Annotated in this window: 20 protein-coding genes; 6 read left to right on the top strand and 14 right to left on the bottom strand. The window is 68.6% G+C overall.

All coding sequences use genetic code 11. The annotated features are described in order from the left end of the window. Window positions 1-571: 571 nt before the first annotated feature. Window positions 572-1,963: a zinc-dependent metalloprotease gene (locus FPZ11_RS05860; protein ID WP_146319159.1), complete on the bottom strand. Its 1,392-nt coding sequence runs from the start codon at window positions 1,961-1,963 to the stop codon at window positions 572-574. Window positions 1,964-2,253: 290 nt separating this feature from the next. Here FPZ11_RS05860 and FPZ11_RS05855 point away from each other — a divergent pair, with 290 nt between their 5' ends. The 4 genes from FPZ11_RS05855 (at window position 2,254) to FPZ11_RS05840 (ending at window position 8,248) form a co-directional block, all read left to right on the top strand. Next, a complete protein-coding gene (locus tag FPZ11_RS05855) occupies window positions 2,254-3,300 on the top strand; it encodes a YlbL family protein (RefSeq protein WP_437438640.1) in 1,047 nt (348 codons plus the stop codon). A 175-nt stretch (window positions 3,301-3,475) separates the two neighbouring features. Beyond that, the gene (locus tag FPZ11_RS05850; protein WP_210415963.1) at window positions 3,476-6,433 is read left to right on the top strand and encodes a UPF0182 family membrane protein; all 2,958 of its coding nucleotides are present in this window, start codon (window positions 3,476-3,478) and stop codon (window positions 6,431-6,433) included. A 31-nt stretch (window positions 6,434-6,464) separates the two neighbouring features. Next, window positions 6,465-7,436 carry a D-2-hydroxyacid dehydrogenase family protein gene (locus FPZ11_RS05845; protein WP_146319157.1) on the top strand — a complete coding sequence of 324 codons (972 nt, stop codon included), beginning with the start codon at window positions 6,465-6,467 and terminating at the stop codon, window positions 7,434-7,436. A 26-nt stretch (window positions 7,437-7,462) separates the two neighbouring features. Further along, window positions 7,463-8,248 carry an SDR family NAD(P)-dependent oxidoreductase gene (locus FPZ11_RS05840; RefSeq protein WP_146319155.1) on the top strand — a complete coding sequence of 262 codons (786 nt, stop codon included), beginning with the start codon at window positions 7,463-7,465 and terminating at the stop codon, window positions 8,246-8,248. A 22-nt stretch (window positions 8,249-8,270) separates the two neighbouring features. Here FPZ11_RS05840 and FPZ11_RS05835 read toward each other — a convergent pair whose 3' ends face one another. Continuing rightward, window positions 8,271-8,744 (bottom strand): MarR family winged helix-turn-helix transcriptional regulator, encoded by a 474-nt coding sequence (locus tag FPZ11_RS05835; RefSeq protein ID WP_146319153.1) that lies wholly within the window; start codon window positions 8,742-8,744, stop codon window positions 8,271-8,273. Window positions 8,745-8,831: 87 nt separating this feature from the next. Between FPZ11_RS05835 and FPZ11_RS05830 the strand changes: the two genes are divergently transcribed. Next, window positions 8,832-9,221, top strand: coding sequence for a cupin domain-containing protein (locus FPZ11_RS05830; RefSeq protein ID WP_146319151.1), 390 nt, complete (start codon window positions 8,832-8,834; stop codon window positions 9,219-9,221). Window positions 9,222-9,286: 65 nt separating this feature from the next. Here FPZ11_RS05830 and FPZ11_RS05825 read toward each other — a convergent pair whose 3' ends face one another. Continuing rightward, window positions 9,287-9,826: a PadR family transcriptional regulator gene (locus FPZ11_RS05825; protein ID WP_146319149.1), complete on the bottom strand. Its 540-nt coding sequence runs from the start codon at window positions 9,824-9,826 to the stop codon at window positions 9,287-9,289. 43 nt (window positions 9,827-9,869) lie between these two features. Here FPZ11_RS05825 and FPZ11_RS05820 point away from each other — a divergent pair, with 43 nt between their 5' ends. Next, window positions 9,870-10,679 (top strand): class I SAM-dependent methyltransferase, encoded by an 810-nt coding sequence (locus FPZ11_RS05820; protein WP_146319147.1) that lies wholly within the window; start codon window positions 9,870-9,872, stop codon window positions 10,677-10,679. A 118-nt stretch (window positions 10,680-10,797) separates the two neighbouring features. Here the strand turns inward: FPZ11_RS05820 and FPZ11_RS05815 are convergent, their stop codons facing one another. The 11 genes from FPZ11_RS05815 to FPZ11_RS05760 form a co-directional block, all read right to left on the bottom strand. Next, complete coding sequence (locus FPZ11_RS05815; protein ID WP_146322730.1) at window positions 10,798-11,520, bottom strand: amino acid ABC transporter ATP-binding protein; 723 nt, start codon at window positions 11,518-11,520, stop codon at window positions 10,798-10,800. 59 nt (window positions 11,521-11,579) lie between these two features. Then, entirely contained in the window at window positions 11,580-12,488 is a 909-nt protein-coding gene (locus FPZ11_RS05810; protein ID WP_437438619.1) for an amino acid ABC transporter permease, read from the bottom strand. Between the two features lie 17 nt (window positions 12,489-12,505). Then, window positions 12,506-13,342, bottom strand: a complete 837-nt coding sequence (locus tag FPZ11_RS05805) for an ABC transporter substrate-binding protein (RefSeq protein WP_146319145.1) — start codon at window positions 13,340-13,342, stop codon at window positions 12,506-12,508. Between the two features lie 130 nt (window positions 13,343-13,472). Next, on the bottom strand, window positions 13,473-13,973 hold the full coding sequence (locus FPZ11_RS05800) for a cupin domain-containing protein (RefSeq protein WP_246846549.1): 501 nt from the start codon (window positions 13,971-13,973) through the stop codon (window positions 13,473-13,475). Next, window positions 13,970-15,298: an amidohydrolase family protein gene (locus FPZ11_RS05795; protein WP_146319142.1), complete on the bottom strand. Its 1,329-nt coding sequence runs from the start codon at window positions 15,296-15,298 to the stop codon at window positions 13,970-13,972. The genes FPZ11_RS05800 and FPZ11_RS05795 overlap by 4 nt, the downstream gene beginning before the upstream one ends. After that, a complete protein-coding gene (locus FPZ11_RS05790) occupies window positions 15,295-16,896 on the bottom strand; it encodes an adenosylhomocysteinase (protein WP_146319140.1) in 1,602 nt (533 codons plus the stop codon). Before FPZ11_RS05790 ends, FPZ11_RS05795 begins: the two co-directional genes overlap by 4 nt. 160 nt (window positions 16,897-17,056) lie before the next feature. Next, window positions 17,057-18,004 carry a cytochrome b/b6 domain-containing protein gene (locus FPZ11_RS05785; protein WP_437438618.1) on the bottom strand — a complete coding sequence of 316 codons (948 nt, stop codon included), beginning with the start codon at window positions 18,002-18,004 and terminating at the stop codon, window positions 17,057-17,059. Window positions 18,005-18,206: 202 nt separating this feature from the next. Then, window positions 18,207-18,719 (bottom strand): universal stress protein, encoded by a 513-nt coding sequence (locus tag FPZ11_RS05780; protein ID WP_146319136.1) that lies wholly within the window; start codon window positions 18,717-18,719, stop codon window positions 18,207-18,209. 42 nt (window positions 18,720-18,761) lie between these two features. Next, window positions 18,762-21,656: a proton-conducting transporter transmembrane domain-containing protein gene (locus FPZ11_RS05775; RefSeq protein ID WP_210415962.1), complete on the bottom strand. Its 2,895-nt coding sequence runs from the start codon at window positions 21,654-21,656 to the stop codon at window positions 18,762-18,764. Next, window positions 21,657-23,183 carry a hydrogenase large subunit gene (locus tag FPZ11_RS05765; RefSeq protein ID WP_146319134.1) on the bottom strand — a complete coding sequence of 509 codons (1,527 nt, stop codon included), beginning with the start codon at window positions 23,181-23,183 and terminating at the stop codon, window positions 21,657-21,659. Continuing rightward, complete coding sequence (locus FPZ11_RS05760) at window positions 23,180-24,673, bottom strand: proton-conducting transporter transmembrane domain-containing protein (RefSeq protein ID WP_146319132.1); 1,494 nt, start codon at window positions 24,671-24,673, stop codon at window positions 23,180-23,182. The genes FPZ11_RS05765 and FPZ11_RS05760 overlap by 4 nt, the downstream gene beginning before the upstream one ends. Window position 24,674 lies beyond the last annotated feature (1 nt).

Raw genomic sequence — 24,674 nt, 5'->3', positions numbered from 1 at the left:
TCGTCGCAGGCAGGCCCCGCGACGACGCGGTGTCCCGCCTGCCGCAGCAGCCGGTGCATCCGTTCCGCCGTGGGTCCATCACCGTCGATCACGACGAGCGCGGGCAGCGACTGCGGTGTGGGCGGCAGCAGCGCGTCGGCGACGGAGGCCAGCAACGCCGTCGCCTCCGCTGTGCACTGGGCGGGGGTTCCGGATGCCTCCACCTCGAGCGCCTCGGTCGGCGCGCCGGTTCGCAGCGCGGCGAGCATGCGCTCCATGGATGCCGTCGGCTCGGGAAAGACGCACACCACGCGGTCCACGCCGAGCTGCAGCGTGTGCTGATCGCGCCAGACCAGGGGCACCGTGGGATCGAGGCGATGGATCATGCCCGACATCATGCTCGCGGCGGTCGCCGCAGCGAGCTCGTTGTCCACAGCGCTACGTCTCGGCACGCGACGATCTCCGAGCGCTCGCGTTCAGGTCGCGATTTCGGCCCCTTGTTCGGGGCTATAAGGGCCACAATCGCGACCTGAACGGGCGCGGCGTGAGATCGAGTCGCGAGCCAGGGGCGGATGGCACGGGGACGAGCGGCTCACACCGGATGCGGCCCGTCGTCCGAGCCGTTCGGCGTGCTGCCGTCGTCACCGGGCGCCTCGCCGAAATCCTCCCCGTTCAGCAGCGCGGCGATCGCGTCGTCGAGCTCGTCGCGCTCCGGCGGCTCGCCGGCGGCGGATGCCTTGAGCCGGGCCACGAGACGGCTCGGGTCATCGAGGTCCTCCGACGTCGGCAGCAGGTCGGGGTGCGACCAGAGGGCGTCGCGCTCGTCGTCGCCGACGGCATCCGTCACCTGCGACCACATCGCTGCGGCCTCCCGCAGCCTGCGGGGACGCAGCTCGAGACCGACGAGCGTCGCGAACGCCGACTCGGCGGGACCGCCCGCGGCGCGGCGTCTGCGCACCGTCTCCGCCACGGCATCCGACTTCGGCAGCCGGGCGGTCGCCCGCGCCGTCACCACGTCGACCCAGCCCTCGATCAGGGCGAGCATCGTCTCCAGGCGCGCCAGGGCGGCCTGCTGGGCCTCCGTCTTGGGTGGGATGAGCGCACCGCTCACCATCGCCTCGCGCAGCTCTTCGGGGTTGGAGGGGTCGAAGCCCTCCGCCAGCTCCTGCATGCGGTCCGTGTCGATGCGCACGCCGCGGGCGAACTCGGTGATCGAGGTGATGAGCTGCAGACGCAGCCACTTGGCGTGCCTGAACAGCCTCGCGTGAGCGAGCTCGCGCACAGCGAGGTAGATCTGCACCTGGTCGTCGGGGATGTCGAGCCCCTCGCCGAACGCGGCGACGTTCTGCGGCAGCAGGGCCGCCGTGCCGTCGGTGAGAAGAGGGATGCCCACATCGCCGGCCGAGACCACCTCGCCGCTGAGCTGCCCGACCACCTGGCCGAGCTGCACGGCGAACAGCGTGCCGCCGACAGCACGCACGATGTGCCCGGCATTCTGCAGCATGCCCTGCATCTCCTCGGGCGCCTGTTCCTGCATGACCTGGGTCAGCGCATCCGAGATGCTCGTCGCGACCGGTTCGGCCAGCTGCGTCCACACCGGCATGGTCTCCTTGACCCACTGGCGCCGGCTGAGCAGCACCGGTGTGGTCGTGAGCTCGGAGATGCTCGTCACCTCGTCGAGCCAGAGCCCGGCGACGTTGAACGCCTGATCGAGGGCCGCGCGCTGCGCGGGGGTCGTCTCGACGGCATCCTTCGACGCGATGGTCGTGCCCTGCTCGAGAGCGACGCCCCAGTCGATGCCGTCGGTGGGGGAGCGCAGCGCGCTCTGCAGCTGGCTCATCAGCGCCTGGATGCTCGCCGCGTCGCTCGGCAGACCGGCCGCACCCGCCAGCTGATTCGCGTCGAACGAGCCGTCGCCCGACAGGAATTGGCGCAGCATGTCGCGCAGTTCGTTCTCCGGGTCGTCCCGGTCGTCGTCGGACATGCGATTCCTCTTCCGTGGAAGTTCGTCTTCGTCAGTGAGTCTCGAAGTGAGTCTTGGCGACTCAACTTCAACGCTAGACCGACGCACAGCAGCGTTGGGTGGGAAATCGCCTACGCTAGCCTGGTCCGTCGTCCGCTCGTCGCGAACAGGAGTTCCGGGTGTCCCTTTTCTCCGATGACGCGCAGGGTGGGACGGACTCCGGGAGCGCTTCGGGGGATGCCTCCGATTCGGATGCCGACGACGCGGCCTGGTCGCGCGGCCAACGTTCGCGCACCGTCGGCTCGGCACTCATCGTCATCGCCTTCGTGCTGCTGCTCGTCATGCTGCTGGCGCCTGCGCCGTACGTGATCGAGCGGCCGGGACCCGTCTTCAACACGCTCGGCTACAACCATCCCGTCGGTCAGGCGCCCGCGAACGCCGACGAGAAGAAGCCGCTCATCGTCATCGACGGCCACAAGACCTACCCGACGAAGGGCTCGCTCGACCTGCTCACGGTCTCCGAGGTGGGCAGTCCCGACCAGCTGCCCAACTGGTGGCAGGTGATCACGGCGTGGGCGTCGTCATCGCAGTCCGTCATTCCGGTCGGCGTCGCCTTCCCGCCTGGCCAGGACCTGCAGCAGCAGAACACCGAGAACGCCCAGCTCATGACCGACTCGCAGAAGGATGCCGTCGCCGCGGCCCTGAACCAGCTCGGCTACGACTTTCCTCAGCACATCGTGGTGCGACAGGTGGCGGACGGGCCGGCCAAGGGCATCCTCAAGGTCGGCGACATCATCGACGCGGTCGACGGCTTCGAGGTCAAGGGCGTGCAGTCGCTGCGCGACGAGCTGAAGAAGAACGGCGCAGGCACGCCTGCCACGCTCTCCATCGAGCGCGACGGCGTGAAGAAAGACGTCGTCATCACACCCGAGGAGACCGCGGGGACCGTCATCGTCGGCATCGGCGCCCAGATGGAATACGACTTTCCCTTCAGCGTCACGATCCAGCTCGACGACGTCGGCGGGCCGAGCGCCGGCCAGATGTTCGCACTCGGCATCATGGACAAGCTGACGCCCGGATCGCTGAACGGCGGCGCGAAGGTGGCGGGAACCGGCACGATCGACAACGAGGGCAATGTCGGCGCGATCGGCGGGATCCGGCAGAAGATGTACGGCGCGCGCGCGGCCGGCGCGACGATCTTCCTCGCCCCTGCGTCGAACTGCGACGAGGTGACGGGGCACATCCCGGCCGGCCTGCACGTGTACGCGGTGAAGACGCTCGACGACTCGGTGAAGGTCCTGGATGCCGTGCGCACCGGCGGCAGCACCGCGAGCCTGCCCACGTGCCCGGCGTCGTGACCCGCACGAGGCGCTAACTCCTACCTCTCACCCAGACCACTCCCAGGCGACGTTCGACCGGCCGTTCGACCGCCCACCCTAGGATGGGAGGTCAGGACGTGCCCGGATGACGGGAAAGTTCTGATCCCGATCGCGGACGAGCCCGAAGTCCGCACGCCCCCGTAGAGGACATTCCGTGACATCCGCAGCAGTTCGCCCTCCCGGCCGTCGTCGTGCGGCCATCTGGATCACGCTCGGGATCGTCGTGGTGCTGGTCATCGCGTTCTTCATCTTCGCGAACCTGTACACCGACGTGCTCTGGTTCAGCCAGGTCGGCTACCTCAACGTGCTCACCACCGGGTGGTTCGGCGGCACGACCATGTTCTTCATCGGGTTCCTCGCCATGGCGGTGCCGCTGTGGCTGTGCATGTTCCTCGCCTACCGGCTGCGACCCGTCTACGCGAAGCTCGACCCGGGAGTCGGACGCTACCAGCAGGTGGTCGAGCCGCTGCGCAGGCTGGCGACCTACGGCATCCCGGTTCTCTTCGGCCTCTTCGCCGGCGCGGCCTCCGCCAGCAGGTGGCAGACGGCGGCGCTCTGGCTCAACGGGGTTCCGGCAGGCAAGACCGACCCGCAGTTCCACCTCGACGTGTCGTTCTACATGTTCGCGCTGCCGTTCTACCGCAGCATCGTGGCGTTCATGTCGGCCGTGACGATCATCGCCCTGCTGGCCACGATCGCCACCAGCTACCTCTACGGTTCGGTGCGCGTCGCCGGTCGTGAGGTGCGCATCTCGCGGGCAGCGCGCGTGCAGATCGCCGTGATCGCAGCGTTCTACCTGCTGCTGCAGGCGATCAGCATCTGGCTCGACCGCTACGCGAGCGTCACGGACTCCACGGTCGACGGCCGCGTCAACGGCGCCGCCTACACCGACGTCACCGCGACCATTCCCGGGCGGGCCATTCTCGCGGGCATCGCGGTGCTCGTGGCGTTGCTGTTCGTGCTCACGGCGTTCATCGGCCGGTGGCGCTACCCGCTGGTCGGCACCGCCCTGCTCATCGTCAGCGCCATCATCGTGGGCGTCATCTACCCGTGGGGCGTGCAGAAGCTGGTCGTCGCTCCGAGCGAGAAGACGGTGGAATCGCCGTACATCTCGCGGTCGATCGACTCCACCAGGCAGGCGTTCGACGTGAACAACGTCAAGGTGAGCACCTATGACGCCAAGACCGACGCCAAGCAGGGCGCTCTGCGTCAGGATGCCGACACCACGGCGAGCATCCGCATCCTCGATCCCGCAGTGGTGTCGGGTGCGTTCGCACAGCTCCAGCAGTTCCGGCAGTATTACGGCTTCAATTCCACCCTCGACGTCGACAGGTACACCATCGACGGCAAGGAGCAGGACAGCGTGGTGGCGGTGCGCGAGCTGCACCAGTCGGGCCTCGGCAGCTCGGGCAAGTACAACGAGACGTTCGTCTACACGCACGGCTACGGACTCGTCGCGGCCTACGGCAACAAGCGGCAGTCCGACGGTCAGCCCGACTTCTTCGAGTCGGGCATCCCCACCTCGGGCAAGCTCGGCGACTATCAGCCCCGCGTCTACTTCGGCGAGGACTCGCCCAAGTACTCGATCGTGGGCGCGCCGGCGAGCTCGAAGCCGATCGAGCTCGACTACCCGGCGGGATCGGGGGGCCAGCAGGCGACCTACTCGACCTACACAGGCAACGGCGGACCGAAGCTCGACAACCTGTTCACCCGACTGGCGTACGCGCTGAAGTTCCAAGACGAGCAGTTCGTGCTGTCCGATGCCGTCAACAACGATTCGCAGGTGCTCTACAACCGCGACCCGCGGTCCCGTGTGCAACAGGTGGCGCCCTATCTCAAGCTCGACAGCGACCCGTACCCCTCGGTGGTGAACGGGCACATCGTCTGGATCGTCGACGGCTACACCACCAGCAACGAGTACCCGTACTCGCAGGAGGTGTCGTACGGTGACGCCATCTCCGACTCGCAGAACGCCTCGAGCCTCGGTCTCGACAACATCAACTACATCCGCAACTCGGTGAAGGCCACCGTCGACGCCTACACCGGCAAGGTGACGCTGTACGCCTGGGATGCCTCCGACCCCGTGCTGAAGACATGGGAGAAGATCTACCCGAACACCGTCAAGCCGATGAGCGACATGAGCGGCGCCTTGATGAGTCACGTGCGATACCCGACGGACCTCTTCAAGGTGCAGCGCGACATCCTCGCCCGCTACCACGTGACGGATCCCGGCGCGTTCTTCTCCAACACCGATGCCTGGCAGGTCTCGCCCGACCCGAGCGGTGACACCGAGTCGCAGCAGCCGCCGTACTACCTGACCATGCAGATGCCTGGCCAGTCGTCGCCGGAGTTCTCGATCTACACCACGTACATACCGCAGTCGACGAGCAGTTCGAACCGCAGCATCCTCAAGGGATACCTCGCGGTCGACTCGAACGCGGGCAAGACGGCTGGCAAGAAATCCGCCGACTACGGCACCCTGAGACTTCTGCGCCTTCCCTCGGACGACACCATTCCAGGCCCGGGCCAGGTGCAGAACAACTTCGACTCCGATCCGAGCGTCTCGGCCGCACTGAACCTGTTGAGACAGGGATCGACGAAGGTGATCAACGGCAACCTGCTCACGCTGCCCGTCGGCGGGGGACTGCTGTACGTCGAACCGGTGTACATCCAGTCGAGCGGGTCGACCAGCTACCCGTTGCTGCAGAAGGTGCTCGTCGCCTTCGGCGACAAGATCGCGTTCGAAGACACCCTCGACGGCGCACTCGACGTGCTCTTCGGCGGCGACTCCGGTGCGACAGCAGGTGACACCGGTGCCGGCAGTTCCGACACGGGAGGCTCCGGCAGCACCGGCGGTTCGAGCGACACGGGAGGTTCCGGCAGCGGATCGGGCTCGTCGGCGACCTCTACTGAGAACCAGCAGCTGCAGGCAGCGCTCGACGACGCGAAGCAGGCGCTCGCCGATCGTGAAACCGCGCTGAAGGCCGGGGACTGGGCGGCGTACGGTGTCGCGGATGCCCGGCTCAAGAAGGACATCGCCGCCGCGCTCGCCGCGTCGCAGGCCATCGACAAGCAGTCGTCGGGCAGTTCCTCGTCAAGTGGCTCCAAGTAGCGCGGACGAACCCAGAGACGCACACGGACGGATGGCGAGCACGGTGAGCGGTCGACGCACCCTCACCGTGCTCGACGACTACCAGAACGTCGCGCTCTCCTCCGCCGACTGGTCGTCGGTGCGGGCCGAGTTCGACATCGACGTGGTCACCGACCACCTCGACGGCGACGAGCTCGTGAATCGTCTCGCCAAGAGCGAGGTCGTGGTGGCGATGCGGGAGCGAACCGCGTTCGGTGCCGAGCTTCTGCGGTCGCTGCCGCGGCTCCGGCTGCTGGTGACCACCGGGATGCGCAACGCGTCCATCGACCTGGCCGAGGCGACCGCGCGCGGAGTGACCGTGTGCGGAACGGGATCGGCGGGCAACGGCGTGCCCGAGCTGGTGTTCGGGATGATGATCGCACTCGCGAGGGGCTTCGTCGCGGAGGATGCCTCGGTGCGGTCAGGAGGCTGGCAGCACACGATCGGACCGGGGCTTGCGGGGCGCACGCTGGGCATCCTCGGACTCGGCCGTCTGGGCACACCGGTGGCGCGTCTCGCGCAGGCGTTCGACATGCGCGTGATCGCGTGGAGCAGGTCGTTGACGGTGGAACGTGCGGCCGAGCACGGCGTGACGGCGGTGTCGCGGGATGCGCTGTTCAGCGAGCCGGACTTCCTCACCATTCACCTGCCGCTGACGCAGCAGACCCGCGGACTCGTTGGCCGCCCGGAGCTGGCGATGATGCGAAGGGACGCCTACCTCGTCAACACGTCCCGCGGGCCGATCGTCGACGAGGGCGCGCTGCTCGATGCGCTCCACGACGGGTTGATCGCGGGAGCCGCGCTCGATGTCTACGACAGCGAGCCGCTGCCCGCCGACCATCCGCTGCGGTCGGCCCCGCGGTCGCTCCTGCTGCCGCACATCGGCTACGTCACGACGGACAACTATCGCGCGTTCTACGGCGACGCGGTCGCCGACGTGGTGGCGTACCTGGCGGGGGAGCCCGTGCGGGTGTTGACAGCGTGACGGGTCGCACCCTCTAGCGTGGTCGCATGATCTTCGCGACCGCACGCACGGCATCCCCCTTCGACCTCACAGGAACCACCGTGCTCGTCACGGGCGCTCGCCGAGGGCTGGGCAGGGCGATCGCCCTCGAATTCGCCACGGCCGGAGCCGATGTCGCCATCGGGCTGCGCGACGTGCGGGATGACGCGGGGCTGGCGGCCGAGATCGCCGCGTTGGGGAGCCGGGCGCTTCCGCTCCAGCTCGACGTCACCGATCTCGAGGGCGCCAGGGCGGCGATCGACGAGGCCGCGCGCGAATTCGGACGCCTCGACGCACTGGTGAACAACGCCGGCGGCGGCATCATGGCCGACGCGATCGACGTCACGGAGCAGGAGTTCGACCGGGTGTGGGAGCTCAACACGAAGTCGACGTATTTCCTCTCCCAGCATGCGGCGAAGCACATGCGGGACGCCGGCGGCGGCGCGATCATCAACGTCGCGTCGCAGGCGGGTCTCGTCGCGCTGCCCGGCGAGTCGGCCTATTGCGTGGCGAAGGCTGCCGTGGTGCATCTGACGAGGTGCCACGCCGTCGAATGGGGCGGGTACGGCATCCGGGTCAACGCGCTCGCGCCCACGTTCATCGAGACCGACGGCACGCAGGCGGCGCTCTCCGATCCCGCCTTCCGAGCCGACACGGTGGAGCGCATCGCGGCGCTGCACCGCATCGGGGTGCCGCGCGAGGTCTCCGGCGCTGCGGTCTTCCTGGCGTCGCCGGCTGCATCCCTCATCACGGGGCAGACACTCGCGATCGACGGAGGCTGGACGGTGCGCTGAGCGGCCCCGAGAACCCGCTCGCTCAGGCTCGGGTCGCGCGTCCCAGCCAGCCCGGGATGCTCGTGACCGGCTCGCTGCCTGCGAGCTCCCGGAGACCGTCGCGCAGCGCCTCGTAGCGCTCATCGCCGAGCTGCGCGCGCCACTGCTCCTCTTTGCGGCGGTAGAAACGCTCGCCTTCGTCGAGCACCGCGTCGGCGTGAGCCGTGCGGGTGATCACCGTCGCCCGGGAATCGGACGGGTCGGCGCGGCGCTCGACGAGGCCGGCCGATTCCATCGACTGCGCCGTTCGTGCCGCCGCCTGCTTGGTCACTCCGAGGCGTCTGGCGAGTTCGCTGATCGAGACGCCGTCATCGTCGATGGCCTTCAGCGCGAATCCGTGCAGCGCGCGCGACTCGCCGAGCCCGGCATCGCGGAGATGGTCGTGGAGTTCGTCGACGACGGCGCGGAACGATCCGATCAAGAGCAACGGGATCTCGTCATCGAAGCGATGGGTCATGACGTCGATTATCCGCGCCTTGCGGTAGATCGACAACGATGCTTACTATATAGACAATGATGTTGTCTATGTAAGGGAGTATCGATCATGACCGAAACGCTCATCCATGTGCCGTCGGCCGATGTGCGCGAGACAGGCACGGCCTCGACCAGCGCGCTGACCCTGGCATCGCCCACCGTCGGCGGAAGCAGGGGCATCAGCCTCTGGCGGGTGAGGATGTCCGCCGGCTCGGCCGGACCCCGGCACGTCATCGACTCCGAGCAGATCTGGACACTGCTGAGCGGTGAGGTCTCCATCCGGTCGGGGAACGACGAGTTCATCGTCGCGGCCGGAGATACCGTGATCATGCCGGGCGGCGTCATTCGCACCGTCGTCGCGCTGGAGGACTGCGAGTTCATCGTCTGCGGCAGCCCGAGCGCGCTCGCGACCATCCCGGGCGGCGATGCGGCGCCGGTGTCGCCGCCGTGGGTGCTGTGACGCGCAGCGCGTGACGGCCGCCATCGCCATGTGGGCGCCCGTGCGGTGCGCTCCTCGCGACCCGCTCAGGGCGACTCCGTCTGCACCAGAAGCCGGCGTCTGAACCCCTCGCACCAGGCCTTGTCGGCGCGAAGGCCGTGCCAGGTGAGGCGGAAGATCTCGGTCGCGTGCGAGGGCCCGAGATCGAGCGACCGGTTCAGGAACTCGTCTTCGAGCGCGAGCGCCTCGTCGATCCTCGCGATGCGGAGGGCGAGCCCGTCGTGCAGCTCGCCGGGCTCGAGGCTCGGAGTGAAGTGCAGCAGCGGAATGAGGCTGAGCGGGCGCACGTCGCGCTCGTGCAGCAGCTCGAGGAGCAGGCGGTGCAACTCGGCTGTGCCCGCCGGGGTGCACGCGTAGTCGACGGCGCGCGCCGTCGCGCCGCTGCTCGGCTCGATGAAGCCGGCTGCGGTCAGCGTGCGCAGCTGCTGGTACACCGAGGCGGCGGCGATCGTGGTCCATCGCGAGACGGCCCACTCGTCCAGCGTCTTCTCGATGCCGTATCCGCTGATGGGTCCGCGGTAGGCGACGACCCCGAGCACCATGAGCCTGGTCGTCTGTCTCGACATCGTGCGCCTTTCGCTTCCGCTCGCGATCTACTAAAACTTTAGTATGACCGATTCTGATGCGGGGCAGAGGATGCCCGAGATCAAGCCGCGCGGATCCTACGGAATCGACGCGCCCTGGGTTCCCTGCATGTGGCTGGGGTTCTCGGTCGGCTACGTCGTGCTTGCCGTGCTCGCTGCGACGCTCTGGCACGCCTGGTGGTGGATCGCCGTGCTCCTGGCCGTCGTCGCCGTCGCGTTCGCGGTCGGCGCGGCGCTCTACTGGTACGCGTCGCTGCGCGGCAAGTTCGTGCTCTGGAATGGACTTCTCGCCTCCGTCGCACCCATCACGGCTGCGCCCGGCTCAGGCGTCAGTGGCACCGGAGCACAGTGCCTCGACCTGGGCTGCGGCCACGGAATGGTGTCGATCATGACGGCGCTGCGACTCGGCACGGCCGAGGTGGTCGGCATCGACCTGTGGCGCTCCGTCGATCAGTCGGGAAACACCGTCGCGGCTGCGCGGCGCAATGCTGCGAGCAACGGAGTCTCCGATCGGGTGCGCTTCGACACAGGCGACATGACGGAGCTGCCGTACCCCGACGCTCGATTCGACGTCGTCACCGCGAGCCTGGCCATTCACAACATCCCGAGCCGAGAGGGTCGTCGACGGGCCGTCGAGGAGGCGGTTCGGGTGCTCGCGCCAGGCGGCACCATCGTGATCGCCGACATCCAGCGCACCGACGAGTACGTCGAGAACCTGCGGGCAGCGGGGCTGCACGTCTCACGCCGACCGCTCGGCTGGCGCGGCTGGTGGAGCGGCCCGTGGATGTCGACCACGGCTGTCGTCGCGGTGTCGCCCGGCGCTGCACGTGAGTGATGAGAGTCATGCGAGCAAGCTCGCACGACTCTCGCCTCAGGCGACGGTGCTCGCGGCCTTGCCGCTCAACCGTTCTTCCTCGGCTCGGTCATGCGAGCAAGCTCGCATGACTCTCGCCTCAGGCGACGGTGTGCACCCTGGCGAGGAACTCGCGGGTCTCGGGATGCTGCGGGTCGCCGAACACCTGCTCCGGCGGTCCCTGCTCCACGAGCACGCCGCCCTTGAGAAACACCACGAGGTCGGCCGCCTTGCGGGCGAACGACATCTCGTGCGTCGCCATCACCATGGTCGAGCCGTCGGCCTTGAGCTCGGTGACGAGGTCGAGCACTTCGCCGACCAGCTGCGGGTCGAGCGCGCTCGTGATCTCGTCGAGCAGCAGCAGCTCCGGCTTGCTGGCGATGGCGCGCACGATGGCGACACGCTGCTGCTGGCCCCCGGAGAGCCGGTCGGGGTAGTCCTTGAGCTTGTCTCCGAGACCGATGCGGGCCAGCAGGTCGGTGGCGATCTGCTCCGCCTGATCCTTCGGCATCTTGTGCACCTTGCGATTGGCGAGGGTGACGTTGTCGAGCACGGTCAGGTGCGGAAACAGGTTGAACTGCTGAAAGACGACGCCGATGCGGGCCCTCGTCTTGTCCACGTCGACTCGGGGGTCGCTGATGTCCTCGCCCTGCAAGAAGATCTGCCCGTCGTCGATCTGCTCCAGCAGGTTCGCGGTCTTCAGCAGGGTCGACTTGCCCGACCCGCTGGCCCCGATCAGCACGACCACCTGGTGCCTGTGCACGTCGAGGTCGATGCCGCGCAGCACCGTGTTCTCGCCGAACGCCTTGTAGACGCCGCGCATGCTCAGCACGGGGGCGTCGGGTGCGTGGCCCACGGCATCCTTCACCGTCGCGGTCTCGCTCACACCACACCGCCCATCTGCTCGCGCTTCTGCGCCCTCGCCGTGTACCAGTCGGTGAGCCGGATCATCGGCCACGAGATCAGCACGAACAGCAGTCCCGCCACGACGTACGCGGTGAAGTTGTAGGTCTCGGCGACGTTGATCTGGGCGGCACGCACGGCATCCACCGCGCCCAGCACCGAGATGAGGCCCACGTCTTTCTGCATCGACACGAAGTCGTTCATGAGCGCGGGCGTCACCTTGCGGATGCCCTGCGGGAACACCACGAGCCGCAGCGTCTGCGTGTGGCTGAGCCCGAGCGACCGCGCGGCGAACCGCTGCGAGGGATGCACGGCCTCCATGCCGGCACGCAGCACCTCGGCCACATAGGCCGAGTAGCAGAGCACGAGCGCGATCGTGCCCCACACCTGGGCGGGCACCCGCGGGAACACCCCGAGGGCCGGGATGCCGAAGCCCACCAAGTAGAGCACGATCAGCACAGGAAGCCCGCGGAACAGGTCGGTGTACGCCGTGGCGATGAACCGCAGCGGGAACCAGACCGGAGCCCGCAGCGTGCGGATGACCGCCAGCAGGGTGGCCACGATGGCCACACCGATGGCGGCGAAGAACAGCACCTGGATGTTCGTCCACAGCCCGAGCAGCACGCTCGGCAGCGCCTCCCATGCCGACTTCGGATCGAAGAACGACTGCTGCACGAGGGCCCAGCCCGGCGTGTTGACGACCGCGATCCAGACGACCACGGCGAACACGACGGTGCTCACCAGGGCGATCAGCACGGAGCGGCTGGACTGCCGCTTGCGGAACCGCGCGCGGTCGAGCGCGACGGCGCTCAGCGCGTGCGGGGTCGACGCGACCGCGCCCGTGGTGGCCACGGGCGACGGATCGGGTGCAGACGAGGAAAGAGGCACGGAAAGGACGGTACCGCCTACTTGAAGGTGGGAACGTTCACCGAGTCGGACAGCCACTTCTTCTCGAGCGCGGCGAGCGTGCCGTCCTTGCGCAGAGCGTCGACGGCCGCCGTGACCTTCTTGGTGTTCGGCGAGTTCTTCGGCAGCACGAGGCCGTAGTCGTCACCGCCCGTGGTGTCGGAGAACTGGCCGACGATGGTGGCGTTCTTCAGCTGAGCGCTCGTGATGTAGAACGCGGCGGGCAGGTCGACGGCGATCGCATCGATCTGCTTGCTCTTCAGCGCCTGCACGGCGTCGTCTTCGGAGTTGAAGACGGCAGGCGTGCCGCCGACCTCTTTGACGAGCACGTCGTAGCTGGTGGTGCCGGCAGGAACGCCGATCTTGTAGCCCTTGAGGTCGGCAGCGCTCGTCGCCGATGCGATGGGCGTGCCCTTGTACGCCACGATCGCCTGCGTCGTCGTGTAGTACGGAGAGGAGAAGTCGACGGCCTTCTTGCGCTGGTCGGTGATGCTGAACTGCTGCAGGTTGAAGTCGAAGTTCTTCGGGCCGGGGGCGATCGCCTCGTCGAATCCGGTGCGCACCCACGTCACCTCGTCTTTGGAGAAGCCGAGCTTCTTCGCCACCGCGTAGGCGACGGCGGACTCGAAGCCCTTGCCGTTCTGCGGCTTGTTGTCGATGACCCACGGCGAATAGGCGGGCTGGCCGGTGGCGATCGTGAGCTTGCCCGCGGTGACGGTCTGCAGACCGTGCGTGGTGGAGGTGGACGACGAGCTGCAGGCGCTGAGCGCCACGAGCGCCGCCGCGGCGACCACGGCGGTGAGAACGCTCGCAAGACGGCGAGGGGTGCGGGACACGGGTGAGCCTTCCAGAGAAGAGGAAGAGAGGACCCGCGTGCTGCCGCGTTCCTCTCTGATGCTCGACGATTTTACGAGAGCACCCTGTGAGCCCGCGAATCGCGTTACCCAGCGCTACGCGTGGGCAACGTCAACCCGCTGGCGCGTCGAGCACCCAGTCGTCGTAGTGGAACTCGGGGGAGACCACGCAGCTCACGAGCGTCTCGCCCTCGGAGGGCAGGGTGCGCTGCCACACCCCGGCGGGCACGACAGCTTGTGCTCTCTCGCCGTTCGGCGTGTCGCCGCCCAGCACCGTCGTCTCGCCGTCGACGGGCTCGTTCCCGCTGCCGCCCAGCTGCAGCGTGAGAGTGCCAGGACCGTGCCACAGCCAGATCTCGTCCGAGCGCACCACGTGCCAGGCGGAGGCCTCGCCGTCGGAGAGCAGATAGTGGATGATCGAGGCCGCGGCGCGCGGGCCGCGAGGCAGCTCGACGGTGAGCGGTGACGTGTACGTGCGGCGGAACCAGCCGCCCTCGGGGTGCGGGGCGAGGTCGAGCATCCTCGCGCGCTCCGGCATCGGGGGAGTGGATGCCTCGCCTGCTGCGCTCGCGTCCGTCGCGTCTCCCGCGACGTCGTCCGACTCTGTCGTCATCGGTCCTCCTCGGGCGCCGTGTCGGGCGCGTCGTGCTTGTCGGGCCGCGACCAGCGGTGTCGGCCGTCGACGTAGGCGGCCACGCAGCGCCCGGCGCCCGCCTCGATGAGCTGGGCGAGGGCATCCTCGACAGTGCCCACCGGGATGTCGAAGACGGCGAGGTCGGCGACCGCACCGACCCCGAACTGCCCGATGCGCCGTGGTCCGACGTCGAGACCCATGGCGCGGGCGCCGCCGAGCGTGGCGGCGGCGAGCAGCCTGGCGTGCAGGTCGGACGACGAGTAGCCCTGATCGACGGCGAGCCGGTGCAGTGCCGCGACGTCGGCCATCAGGTCGAGCGACGGACTGGAGGAGAGCGAGTCGGTGCCGACGGCGATGGCGTTGCCCTCGCGCAGGTAGTCGGCGACCGGCGGCGGCTCGAGCCCGATCACCTCGTTCGAGCGCGGGCACAGTGCCACGCTCGTGCCGCGCAGCCGCAGCAGCCTGCGGTCCTGCGCCGTCATGTACACGCCGTGCGCGATGTGGCAGTCGGGGCCGAGCACGCCGAGTTGGTCGACGAACTCGGTGGCGGAGGTGCCGAAGCCGAGCTCGCGCAGCGCGCGGAAGCTCTGCACGCCGGAGAACTTCCAGTTCTCGTGGCGCTCGCCGCCGTCGTCCGGCACGCGCTCGCCCTCGAACTGAGACTCGCCGAGGTGGATGTGCAGTCGCAGCCCGCGCTCGCGCACGATGTCGGGGATCTCGTGCAACGGCAGCGTGTCGAGCGAATACGGCGCGTGCGGCGACAGGCCTGCGCCGGGCGTCGTCGGGATGCGGTCGAGCTCGGCCTGCACCTGGTCGCGGCCGTAGTCGCGCCACGCCGTGTCTTCCCAGCTCATCACCTCCCAGTAGGCGATGCCGTGCAGGCCGGTGTCGTGCAGCGCGGCGACGGCGTCGAGATCGGTGACGACGTCGGCGGCGGCCGTGGTGCCGAACGCGAGCAGCTGACCGGCGCCGGTGACAGCGTCCGCTCGCCAGTCGTGTGCTCGCTCGTAGAGCGCGTCGAATGCGGCGGCCCAGTCCTCGAATCCGCGGTACCTGCCTCGCCCGACCTCGGCCATGCCCGTGTACTGCAGGTGCGTGTGCGCGTTGACGAGCCCGGGAACGAGGATGCCCTCGGCATGCGTCTCCTCAGAGGCCTCGCCCCGCTCGCGCAACGCGTCAAGCACCCAGCGGCGGTCTCCGACGTGCAGCACGCGTCCGTCGCGCACGGCCACGGCACCGTCGAGGATCGGCGGCGCCGTCACGGGCAGCACGAGGGAGGCGGAGAACACCCGGATGCCGGTCACGCTGTCGCTCCCTGGATTCTGTTGTCGGTGTCGCGATTCGAGCCGCGGCCTTCGCCGCAGCCACCGTGGCCGTTGCCACCTGCCGTGTCCAGCGCCCGGCGCGCGACCTCGCGGTCGGCGTCCACGCTCAGCGCAAACAGCCCGACGCGTCGCTCCGAGGCTGTCACGAGCGCGCGCACGGCCTGCAGCTGGGCCGCGAACGAGAGGTCCATGATCTCGATCGGGTTGCCCTCGCCTGCCGTGATGTTGACGCATCCGCCGTCGTCGATCACAGCGATCGAACGGCCGTCGGCGAACGTGAACGTCTCGACGTGGTCGTCGACCGCCGCGACGTCAGTGACGGCACGAAGACGGCCGACCTCGATCTCGTCGTCGACGCCGCCCGCCACGGCGAACACCGTGCCGTCGGGTGCAAGCTCGAGCAGGTCCTGCGGCACCGTGCGCGCCACGCCCGTCGCGGAGATGACGATGTCGGCGCCCGCCACGAGGTCGGCGGCGGAGCCGGTCTCGTAGCCCGCGTACCGAGCCTCCAGCTCGGCCCGGGGGTCGATGTCGCAGACGGAGACGTGGCCGCCGAGGGCTGCGGAGAACTGCGCGACGCCCTGCCCGACCGGGCCGAAGCCGATCACGATGACGCGTGCGCCGTCGAACGACGCGACTCGCAGCTCCGCGCTCGCGGCCTCGAGCGTGTCGGCGATCGCGAACACGCACGACTGCCCCGTGCCGTAGCGGTTGTCGAAACGGGTCTTGGTGACGGCATCGTTGACTGCGATGACGGGCATCCTCAGCTCATCGCCGAGGGCGCGAACGGCACGGATGCCGCTGGTCGTCTCCTCGGCCGCGCCCAGCATCGCCTCGACGAGCGTCGGGCGCTCGCGGTGCGCCAGCCGGATGACGTGGGCCCCGTCGTCGAGCAGCAGCTGTGGCTCGGTGTCGAGCAGCCGCAGTGCGAGGACGCGGTCGGAGCCGGCATCGCCGGAGCCGTCGGCGAAGACGGGGACTCCGCGGTCGCGCAGCTCACGGGCCACCGCATCGTCGGTCTCGTAGTGGTGCGCGAAGACGGCGACGTCGGCTCCGGCGTCGCGCAAGGCGAGCGCGAGCACCGCGGTCTTGGGCTCCAGCACCATCGACACCGCGATCCGGCGTCCCGCGACCAGTCCGTCGTCGCGCAGATCGTGCGCCAAGGATGCCGTCAGCGGCATCTTCGACGACGCCCACTCGATGCGGCCAGCGGCCGCGGGGAGCGCAGCCCGAGCCGGCAGGGACGGTGCGGCGGACACCACCTGCACGTCGTCGACCTCGAGGATGCCGTCGCGCGCCGAGGGCCGGGCGGTGGCAGGCAGCTCGAGCGTGCCCGAGGCATCCACGACGACCGATGCGTCGGCCTGCGCGGCCCGATCCCAGGTGGAGCCCGCCGAGGCGAAGACGTAGTCGGGGGAGCCGGCGACCCCACGGCCGCCGCACGCGATCATCACGCGACGCAGAGCATCCGCCTGCCCATCGTCGCCGAGCACGCGGAACGAGCGTCCGGCCAGCAGCAGGTTCGTCGCGCGGGCGAAGCGGCGCAGCGCGGTGCGCGCGAGAGCGAGGTCGGACACCCCTCAAGCCTAAAGAACGGCGGGCCGGCGGCGAGCGTGTGGCTATGCTCCGACATGACATCGGGCCGGAAACATGCCGATCGGGCATGTTTCCCGTGCGAGAGGGCGAACCGTCATGTCGGCGGCGCTGGGCGGGGCGCAGCGCGTGTGCGGCGGAAGCCTACCGGCGCTTGACGCTGCCGGTGAGCTCGGCGACGGCATCCAGCCGTGGGGGACGCAGCAGCGCCCAGGCGACCGCGATCACGATGAGCGAGGCGACGAACACGATGAGCCCCAGCCAGCTCTGGTCGTCGCGCAGCGCGTACATGTGGTTGAGGTTGCGCAGGGCGCCCGTGAGCAGCACGAGGGAGATGTGCACGACCGTGAACGCGACGAACCAGATCATCACCGAGAAGTGGATGGTCCGCGCCACCGGGAGCGGGAACACCTTGTCGAACCGCCTCCACTGCACGGAGAATCCCGGGGCGAGACGGATGCCCGTGAGCACGGCGAGCGGAGCCGCCACGAACACGGTCACGAAGTAGGTGAGCAACTGCAGGGCGTTGTAGTTGATCCAGCCGTCGGCACTCGGCCAGTTCATCGACACGTATTGCAGTCCGGCGGAGATCGCGTTCGGAATCACGTCCCAGCGGGTTGGCACGATGCGCACCCACTGACCGGTGGCGAAGAGCAGCACGACGAAGACGATGCCGGTGACCACCCAGAGCGAGTCGACCGTGAGATGCCACCACGAGGTGAGCGTGATGCGCACGGGAGGGTTGCGAGTGCGCACGAGGCGATCGTTGTCGCGGATCCAGAACTCGCGCGGCCGCGCTCCGCCGCGGCGGGTGCGGCGCACGGACCAGCCGGAGAGCACGATGAACAGCAAGAACGCGCCAGCCAGAAAGTGCAGGATCGACAGCCAGAGCGGGAATCCGACGGGGGCCCACGACGGCAGTTCGCTCACTCCGGGATAGGTGCGCATGAAGTCGGCGATCGGCGTCAACGACACGAGCCAGCGCACGACGAGCACGATGACGACGGCCCCGATGACGATGAGGGGAACGACCCATGCCAGCGGCCGCCATCTGCTGCGCGTCCCCTGGGCGGTCTGCTCCTGAGTCACCATCGGCATCACGGTATCGCACGGTGATGTGCGGCGGCCGCCAGCGATGACACGGTGCGACACGAGAACGCCGCGATGCGACGGGAAGGTGCTCCCGCGGTCGCCGCACGAGGTCAGAGTCAGTGCCCGTCGACGACCGCGGGAGCGGTCTAGGGGAGTAGTCCGAGGGGATTCCTCGTTCTACGGTGGCGTGAACGCAGAGACCTCATTCCCATGGAAGGCGCTCGCCCTGGGCAGCCGGGTGGAGGGGCACCACGATCACGGGATGGTGCTGTCGATGGGCGAGGTGCACCGCCACCGAACCGTTGAAGAATTCGTGTGCGGTGGTGCGCAAGCCGGGCTTTCGCGTGCCGACGACGATGGCCAGGGCATCCATCTCGTGAGCGAGCCTGGCGAGCTCGTGTGCCGGGTCGCCGGCGAGTGCGTGCAGTTTCCACGGCACACCGGCCGATTCGAGAATCGTGCCGAGGTGCGCCGCGAAGTCGGGGTTGAACTCCTCGGTGATCAGCTCAGCGGAATCGGGATCGATCGAGAACGCGGCGACGCTGCCGTCGGGATTGTGCCCGGTCGTATAGCTGGTGGGGTCGACGGTGGCGATCTCGAGGGATGCTCCGAGCATCTCGGCGAATCGGATCGCCTCTCGCACGACATCGTCCGGCTGTTCCCGCACGACGCCCACGACGAGTCGTGGACGACCCGAGTCATCGTTCACTGACATGATGTGTCTTCCTTCCGACGCAGAAGAACTCTCTCCGCTCGTTCATCGGTTCACCGCCATGGAGGTGACGACGGCGAGGATCACGAGAAGGGCGATGAGCATGTAGGCGATGTAGGCATCCAGCCGTCCTGACTGCAGCCGTTGTGCGAGGCGCACGATGCGCATGCCCAGCGGTATCAACGGACGGTAGAGGTATCGCTCGACGACATCGACCACATCGACCGTGTAGCCGAGACGCACGCCGGCCGGACCGCGCTGTTCGCCTCCGGTCTCGCCGCCCGTCGCGATCTCCTCACGGCGCAGCTCGCCCTTCGTCATGAGGATGGCGGCGAGCACCTTGCGCATCGGGTTGGCGAAGGCGAACGACGTGTAGCCGCGTCCGCCCGCGACCCCGGGTGAGGCGGAGCGCCACGGCGAGACGCGTCGCACGCGCAAGAACCTCGTGCCCGACATCGCGAGCGTGAGGATGCCGATCAACAGCACGTAGGCGGGGATCGTGATCCACAGCCAGCTCGGCGACAGCGCGGAGAACCCGGAGTAGACCGGCTGCAGGATCCAGGTGCCGGTGACGGCTTTCGGCGCGTCATCGGTGATCGGCACGAGCCCGGCGGCGATCAGGCGCACCTGGAGCGGCGCGACCATGGCCGTGCCAAGGCAACCGGCCACGAGAAGCACGATGCCGATGCGGTGGGTGATGCGGCGCTCGTAAACCCTTCGCTCCTGGGGGATGTCTTCTCCTGCGTGGCCGAACGCCGTCAAGGCGATCAGTCGCACGAAGGCGATCGTCGCCACGCCGATGGTCAGAGCGACGAGCACACCGGCAACGGCCAGGCTCAGATTGAGCGGCAGGTCGTCGACCCGGAACTGTTGCATGAGCGACTCGAGGATGAACCACTCGGAGGCGAATCCGGCTGTCAGCGGGATGCCGGCGAGCGTCAGCGAGCCGATGACGAGTCCGGTGCCCGAGAAGGGGAGGCGTCGGGCGATCGCACGGAGTCGGTCGAGATCGGTGGTGAGGTAGGCGTCCTCGATCGCCGCGGCCGAGATGAAGAGCAGCGACTTGCCGAGCGCGTGCGCGCAGACCTGGGCGGTGGCGGCCAGGAGGCCTGCTGCGATGAGGGCGGGCGCGTGCACGATCGCGCCGACAAGGGCGACGCCGTAGGCGGTGACGATGAGGCCCGCGTTCTCCACGCTCGACCATGAGATGAGAGAGGCCAGGTCCGCGTTCACCGCGGCGTGGCTGATGCCGAGCAGCGCGGTGAGGGCGCCGACGATGAGCACGGTGCAGGCGAGCCAGGTCGGTGGAGCGCCGAGCACGTCGAACGTGCGCCAGAGCGCGTAGAAGCCGACGTTGACGGCGCTCCCGGCGAGCAGTGCGCGCGCGGGCCCGGGGGCAGCGGCATATCCCCTTGGCAGCCAGATGTGCAGCGGCATCAGCCCGATCTTCACCGCGAAGCCGATGACGAAGAGCACGTACGCCGTGTCGCGGATGAGCCTCGGCGTCCCATCGGCGATTCCTGCCAGCTCGAGCGTGTGGCTGTGGGCGAACAGCAGGGAGCCGCCCAGCAGTATCGCCGCTCCGCTGAATCCGCTGAAGCCCCCGGTGAGCACCGCTGCCAACGGGCGTCCTGGCCGGTCGCGGTCGTAACCGACCACCAGATAGAACGCGAAGCCGAGGCCCTCCCAACCGAAGAGCAGGGTGAACAGGTCGCCGGCCGTGATCACGACGGCTGTGGCGAGCAGCACGAGTGCAATCCCTGCCGCGAGCCGAGGACGTCGGACGACGCCGCGAGATGCGGCCGAGAGCAGCGCCGGAACGGCAACACCGAAGCTGATCACGAGGAACAGAGCGGCGAGCCGGTCGAGTCGCAGACCGGCGGAGGACAGGAGTGCGCCCTGCGTCGTTAGGGCACCAGAAGCCCCTGCGCCGCCCCCGAGCACCAGCGAGCCGGCGACGACGAAGAGCACCGCCGCCGCGATGTTCAGCGTCCACGTCAGAGCGGAGATCGCGGAGGCCAGGGCAGGACGCACGCGCGTAAGGCCGGCGAACCAGCCGAGCACGGCCGCGGCGACGGTGACGCCGATCCCGACCACCAGGAGGGTCATGCGCGTGCTCCCCCTCCGGACGCGGGCGCCCGATTCGTCGACACGACCCAGGGCGAGCAGGATGCCGTGCAGCACGCTGAAGGGAGAGGCGGGCGATCCCGGAACCCAGACATCCACTCCACGGCCGTCGGCGGCCAGCCGTGGGGCGACGCCCGCACCCCTGGTGTAGCCGCCACCGACCAGACCGCCGCTGACGGCGTCCGTGCCGACCGCCATCACCACGATCGGCTCCGGCATGGCGTCCAGCGTTCGCCGCAGCGGCCCGGCCATGCCGTCGGTCCCGACGCCCGTGACCATCAGGATGTCGGCGTGGCGGGGGCTCGGGGTGAAGAAGATGCCGAGGCGGTGGATGTCGTACACCGGTGACGAAAGCGCCTGCAGCTCCCACTCGTCGGAGCCGTCGGATCCGGAGTCCACGTGCCTGATGTGCACGGAGCGCCCGAGATACCGCACGCGCGCTGCGAGTTCTGCCTTCAGGCCCGTGAGCGCTTCGTCGCTCTCCTCGTGCGCGCCGACCACGAGCCCTTCACGTTCGAGCGCCGCCGTCGCGGAACCCTGCTGCGGCCGGAACGTCTCCGGTGCGAGCCGGGTGCATCGGCCGCAGAGGATGCAGCGCCCGCGGTCGAGGGAGACGCCTTCCGTTCCGACGGTGATCGCCCGCGTCGGGCACGACTGTGCGGCGGCGAGCGCCTCGGGGTCTGCGCTCGCCGCAGCGCCCTCATGTTGGATGACCTCGATCGAGGCCGGAAAGCCGTCGAAGTATGCGTCGGGTCGGCGTGGCCACTTCGTGGTGACGACGCCGGCCGTGAGTCCGTGCGGTGCCCAGGCCATCTACATCGCCACCCCTGCATAGCTGAGGCCGAAGCTCGCCTCGATGAACGCGAAGTCGGTGAACACGTCGCTGTGGAACGCATCACGGAACGCCACCAGATCGTGCAGGGCGGGGGAGCGTGCGAGGCATCGCGCGATCACGCCGTTCTCGAAGCGGATGGAGTACAGCACCTCGCCCTGCGGCCCCTCGGCCACGCCGAGCGCCGGACCGTCGGACACACTCTCTTCAGCCTCACTCGACCATGCAAGCTCGTCGGATCGGGGGAGTGCAGCGACCGACTGCGCGATCAGGTCGAACGATGTCGCGACCTCTTGCCAGCGCACTCGAAGTCGCGCTCGAGCGTCGCCGTCGGTGTCGAAAGCGGGCTCGACGGGGAGGCGCAGCACCTCGTAGCCGTCATATGGATGCTGCCACCTGGCATCGATCTCGTGTCCGCTGGCTCGGCCGATGGGACCGAGAAGGGCCCATCGCCGGGCGTAGTCGCCGTCGAGCACACCCGTGCCGCGCAGTCGGTCGAGGAACGACGACGTTCGCATGACGCGTCGGGCGTCGTCGAGCACACGACCCTTGAGCGCGATCCACTCCGCGCCGAAGGCGGCTGAAGGGTCGATGTGCGGTGCACGCACGCCGCCGGGCACGGTAGCGCCGCGACCGAACCTCGATCCAGTGAGCGCCGACATCGTTCGCATCACGAGCTCTTTGTGCCAGGCGAACCGTGAGATCGCCACACCGAGTCCCGCTGCCTCGCTCAGTCGCATGGCGCACTCCAGGTGGTTCGCGATGCGCTCGAGTTCCGCGTAGATGACTCTCAGGAGCTGTGCCCGCGGCGGCACGCGCGTGCCGGCAGCCGACTCGACGGCATGGCAGAAGGCCAGGGCGTGGGCGACCGACGCGATCCCCTCGACACGTTCCGCCACGAGCACAGCGTCTCGGGGGGCCAGCGACTCGAAGCGTTTGGCGATGCCACGGTGCTTGAAGTGCGGCCGGATGTTCAGATGCGGGATGTCTTCTCCCGGCGTCTCGAGCAGGAACTCGATCGATTCCGAGACTCCGGAGCGCACCGGGCCGAACGTGAGGGTCAGCAGGCCGTGCCCGCTCAGGTCGACCGGTCCCGGGGTGTCCGTGTCGGCGGAGACGATCAAGGCGCCGAGGTCGGCAGCGGATGCGCCGGGCGCCGGACGATCGCTGCCTGGATGAAGTGGCAGGAGCAGCGGGTCCGGCCGCGGATGACCGATGGGCATCAGGCCCGAGAGGTCGTAGGCCGCGCGTTCGTACCAGAAGGCAGGCGGCACCTCGTTCGACAGCGACGGATAGGAGCCGGCCCCGTCGGCATCGCGCCGCACGAACGTCTCGACGAGCTCGAAGCCGCGGCCTCCGTCGAGGATGGCGATCAACCGGTCATCGTCTGCGTAGAGCCCTGCGAAACGCGCTCCGCCCTTGACCTGCTCGACCGCGGCGTCGTGCCATGCGGTCGTGTCGGGCAGCGCCGTCACGACCGGTGTCGAACCGGCCCGGGTCGCGCTCATGACGCCGCTCCCGTCAGCTCGGCCGCGCCGCGGGTGAGCAGATCGACCAGCGTGTCAGGCGGGTGCACGCCGAGCACGAGTAGCGCGACCACTCCGATGATGGTGGGCACGACCATCCAATAGCTCGGCTCCGATGACGGAAGGGGCGTGGATGTGCCCGGCTCGAACAGCACCCGAGTCGTGGCGAACATGAGTCCGAGGAAGGCTGTGGAGAGCAGGATCACCAGCACGGCACCGACGACGCCGTGACCGCTGGACACTCCTCCCGAGACGATCTGGAACTCGCTGCGGAACATGCCGAAAGGAGGCAGCGCGCCGAGCGTGAAGATCGCGATCAGGAAGATCGGGCCGCTGAACGGCAGCGCGCGGATCGCCCCGCGCATGCCGGACATCTCCTTGGTTCCGTACTTGTGCACGAGCGTTCCTGCTCCCATGAAGGCAGTGCCTTTCGCCGCCGCGTGAGCCAGCACATGCAGCAGCACGCCGGCGAAGGCGATGGGGGCGCCGAAGCTGACGCCGATGGCGAGGATGCCCATGTGCTCGACGCTCGAATACGCCAGCATGCGCTTGATGTTGCGTTGCGCGAAGAGGTAGAGAGCGGCGAGAAGGAGCGACAGCACCCCGAAGATCAGGAGCATGTTCTGCGGAAAGGCGGGCCCCAACGCTCCGACCGCGATCTGGTAGTAGCGCAGGATGGCATAGAAACTGGTCGCGAGCAGCGCCCCGGAGAGCAGAGCCGAGATCGGTGTCGGTGCCTCGGAGTGGGCGTCGGGAAGCCAGGTGTGCACGGGGAACAAGCCCACCTTCGTGCCATATCCGATCACGGCGAGACCGAAAGCGAGCTGGACAGGAACCGCGGGGAGTCTGCTCGCCGATCGCAGCATCGACTCGAGCCCGAGGTCGTAGGAGTCGCCAAGCACAGTCGAGCCCGCGTAGTACAGGATGATCGTGGCCAGCAGGCCGATCCCGAGACCGCAGGACGCGATCAGCACGTATTTCCACGCGGCCTCGGTGGCGCCGTCGGTGCGGTCGATCGCCACGAGCAGAGCGGAGACGACAGTGGTGATCTCGATCGCGATCCACAGCAAGGCCAGACCGTTGACGATGGGTGCGCAGATCATCGACCACGCGAAAGCGTTGAAGCCGAGGTAGAACAAGCGGGAGTAGCGGCGGAATTGCGGAATGGCATCCGCTCCGTCGTGAGCGACGATCGATCGCTCCTTGGCGAAGTAGCCGATCGTGTAGATGGCGGTCACCGGATAGAGGAAGGCCGTGGCCAGCAGGAAGATTTCCGACAGCGCGTCGACGCGCAGGAACGGCGGAGCGGTCACCACTCCGTGAGTCACCGCGGACATCAGCGAGACGGCGAGCACGAACGTGGCGACGCCGACCACGATGGTGGCCATCTCGGTCACGCGACGCGGCAGCAGAAACGAGAGCAGCGTCATCCCGAGCGGGAGCAGGAACACGCACAGCAGCATCGTGCTCATC

Source organism: Humibacter ginsenosidimutans, from assembly GCF_007859675.1.
GTDB lineage: Bacteria > Actinomycetota > Actinomycetes > Actinomycetales > Microbacteriaceae > Humibacter > Humibacter ginsenosidimutans.
The sequence above is the reverse complement of the archived record's forward strand: the minus strand, read 5'-3'. Positions and strand labels throughout refer to the sequence as shown.

Coding starts and splice junctions, on each gene's coding strand:
- FPZ11_RS05860 (WP_146319159.1), bottom strand. CDS start 1,963: ATGTCCGACGACGACCGGGACGACCCGGAGAACGAACTGCGCGACATG.
- FPZ11_RS05845 (WP_146319157.1), top strand. CDS start 6,465: ATGGCGAGCACGGTGAGCGGTCGACGCACCCTCACCGTGCTCGACGAC.
- FPZ11_RS05840 (WP_146319155.1), top strand. CDS start 7,463: ATGATCTTCGCGACCGCACGCACGGCATCCCCCTTCGACCTCACAGGA.
- FPZ11_RS05835 (WP_146319153.1), bottom strand. CDS start 8,744: ATGACCCATCGCTTCGATGACGAGATCCCGTTGCTCTTGATCGGATCG.
- FPZ11_RS05830 (WP_146319151.1), top strand. CDS start 8,832: ATGACCGAAACGCTCATCCATGTGCCGTCGGCCGATGTGCGCGAGACA.
- FPZ11_RS05825 (WP_146319149.1), bottom strand. CDS start 9,826: ATGTCGAGACAGACGACCAGGCTCATGGTGCTCGGGGTCGTCGCCTAC.
- FPZ11_RS05820 (WP_146319147.1), top strand. CDS start 9,870: ATGACCGATTCTGATGCGGGGCAGAGGATGCCCGAGATCAAGCCGCGC.
- FPZ11_RS05815 (WP_146322730.1), bottom strand. CDS start 11,520: ATGCGCGGCGTCTACAAGGCGTTCGGCGAGAACACGGTGCTGCGCGGC.
- FPZ11_RS05800 (WP_246846549.1), bottom strand. CDS start 13,973: ATGACGACAGAGTCGGACGACGTCGCGGGAGACGCGACGGACGCGAGC.
- FPZ11_RS05785 (WP_437438618.1), bottom strand. CDS start 18,004: ATGGTGACTCAGGAGCAGACCGCCCAGGGGACGCGCAGCAGATGGCGG.
- FPZ11_RS05780 (WP_146319136.1), bottom strand. CDS start 18,719: ATGTCAGTGAACGATGACTCGGGTCGTCCACGACTCGTCGTGGGCGTC.
- FPZ11_RS05775 (WP_210415962.1), bottom strand. CDS start 21,656: ATGGCCTGGGCACCGCACGGACTCACGGCCGGCGTCGTCACCACGAAG.
- FPZ11_RS05765 (WP_146319134.1), bottom strand. CDS start 23,183: ATGAGCGCGACCCGGGCCGGTTCGACACCGGTCGTGACGGCGCTGCCC.
- FPZ11_RS05760 (WP_146319132.1), bottom strand. CDS start 24,673: ATGAGCACGATGCTGCTGTGCGTGTTCCTGCTCCCGCTCGGGATGACG.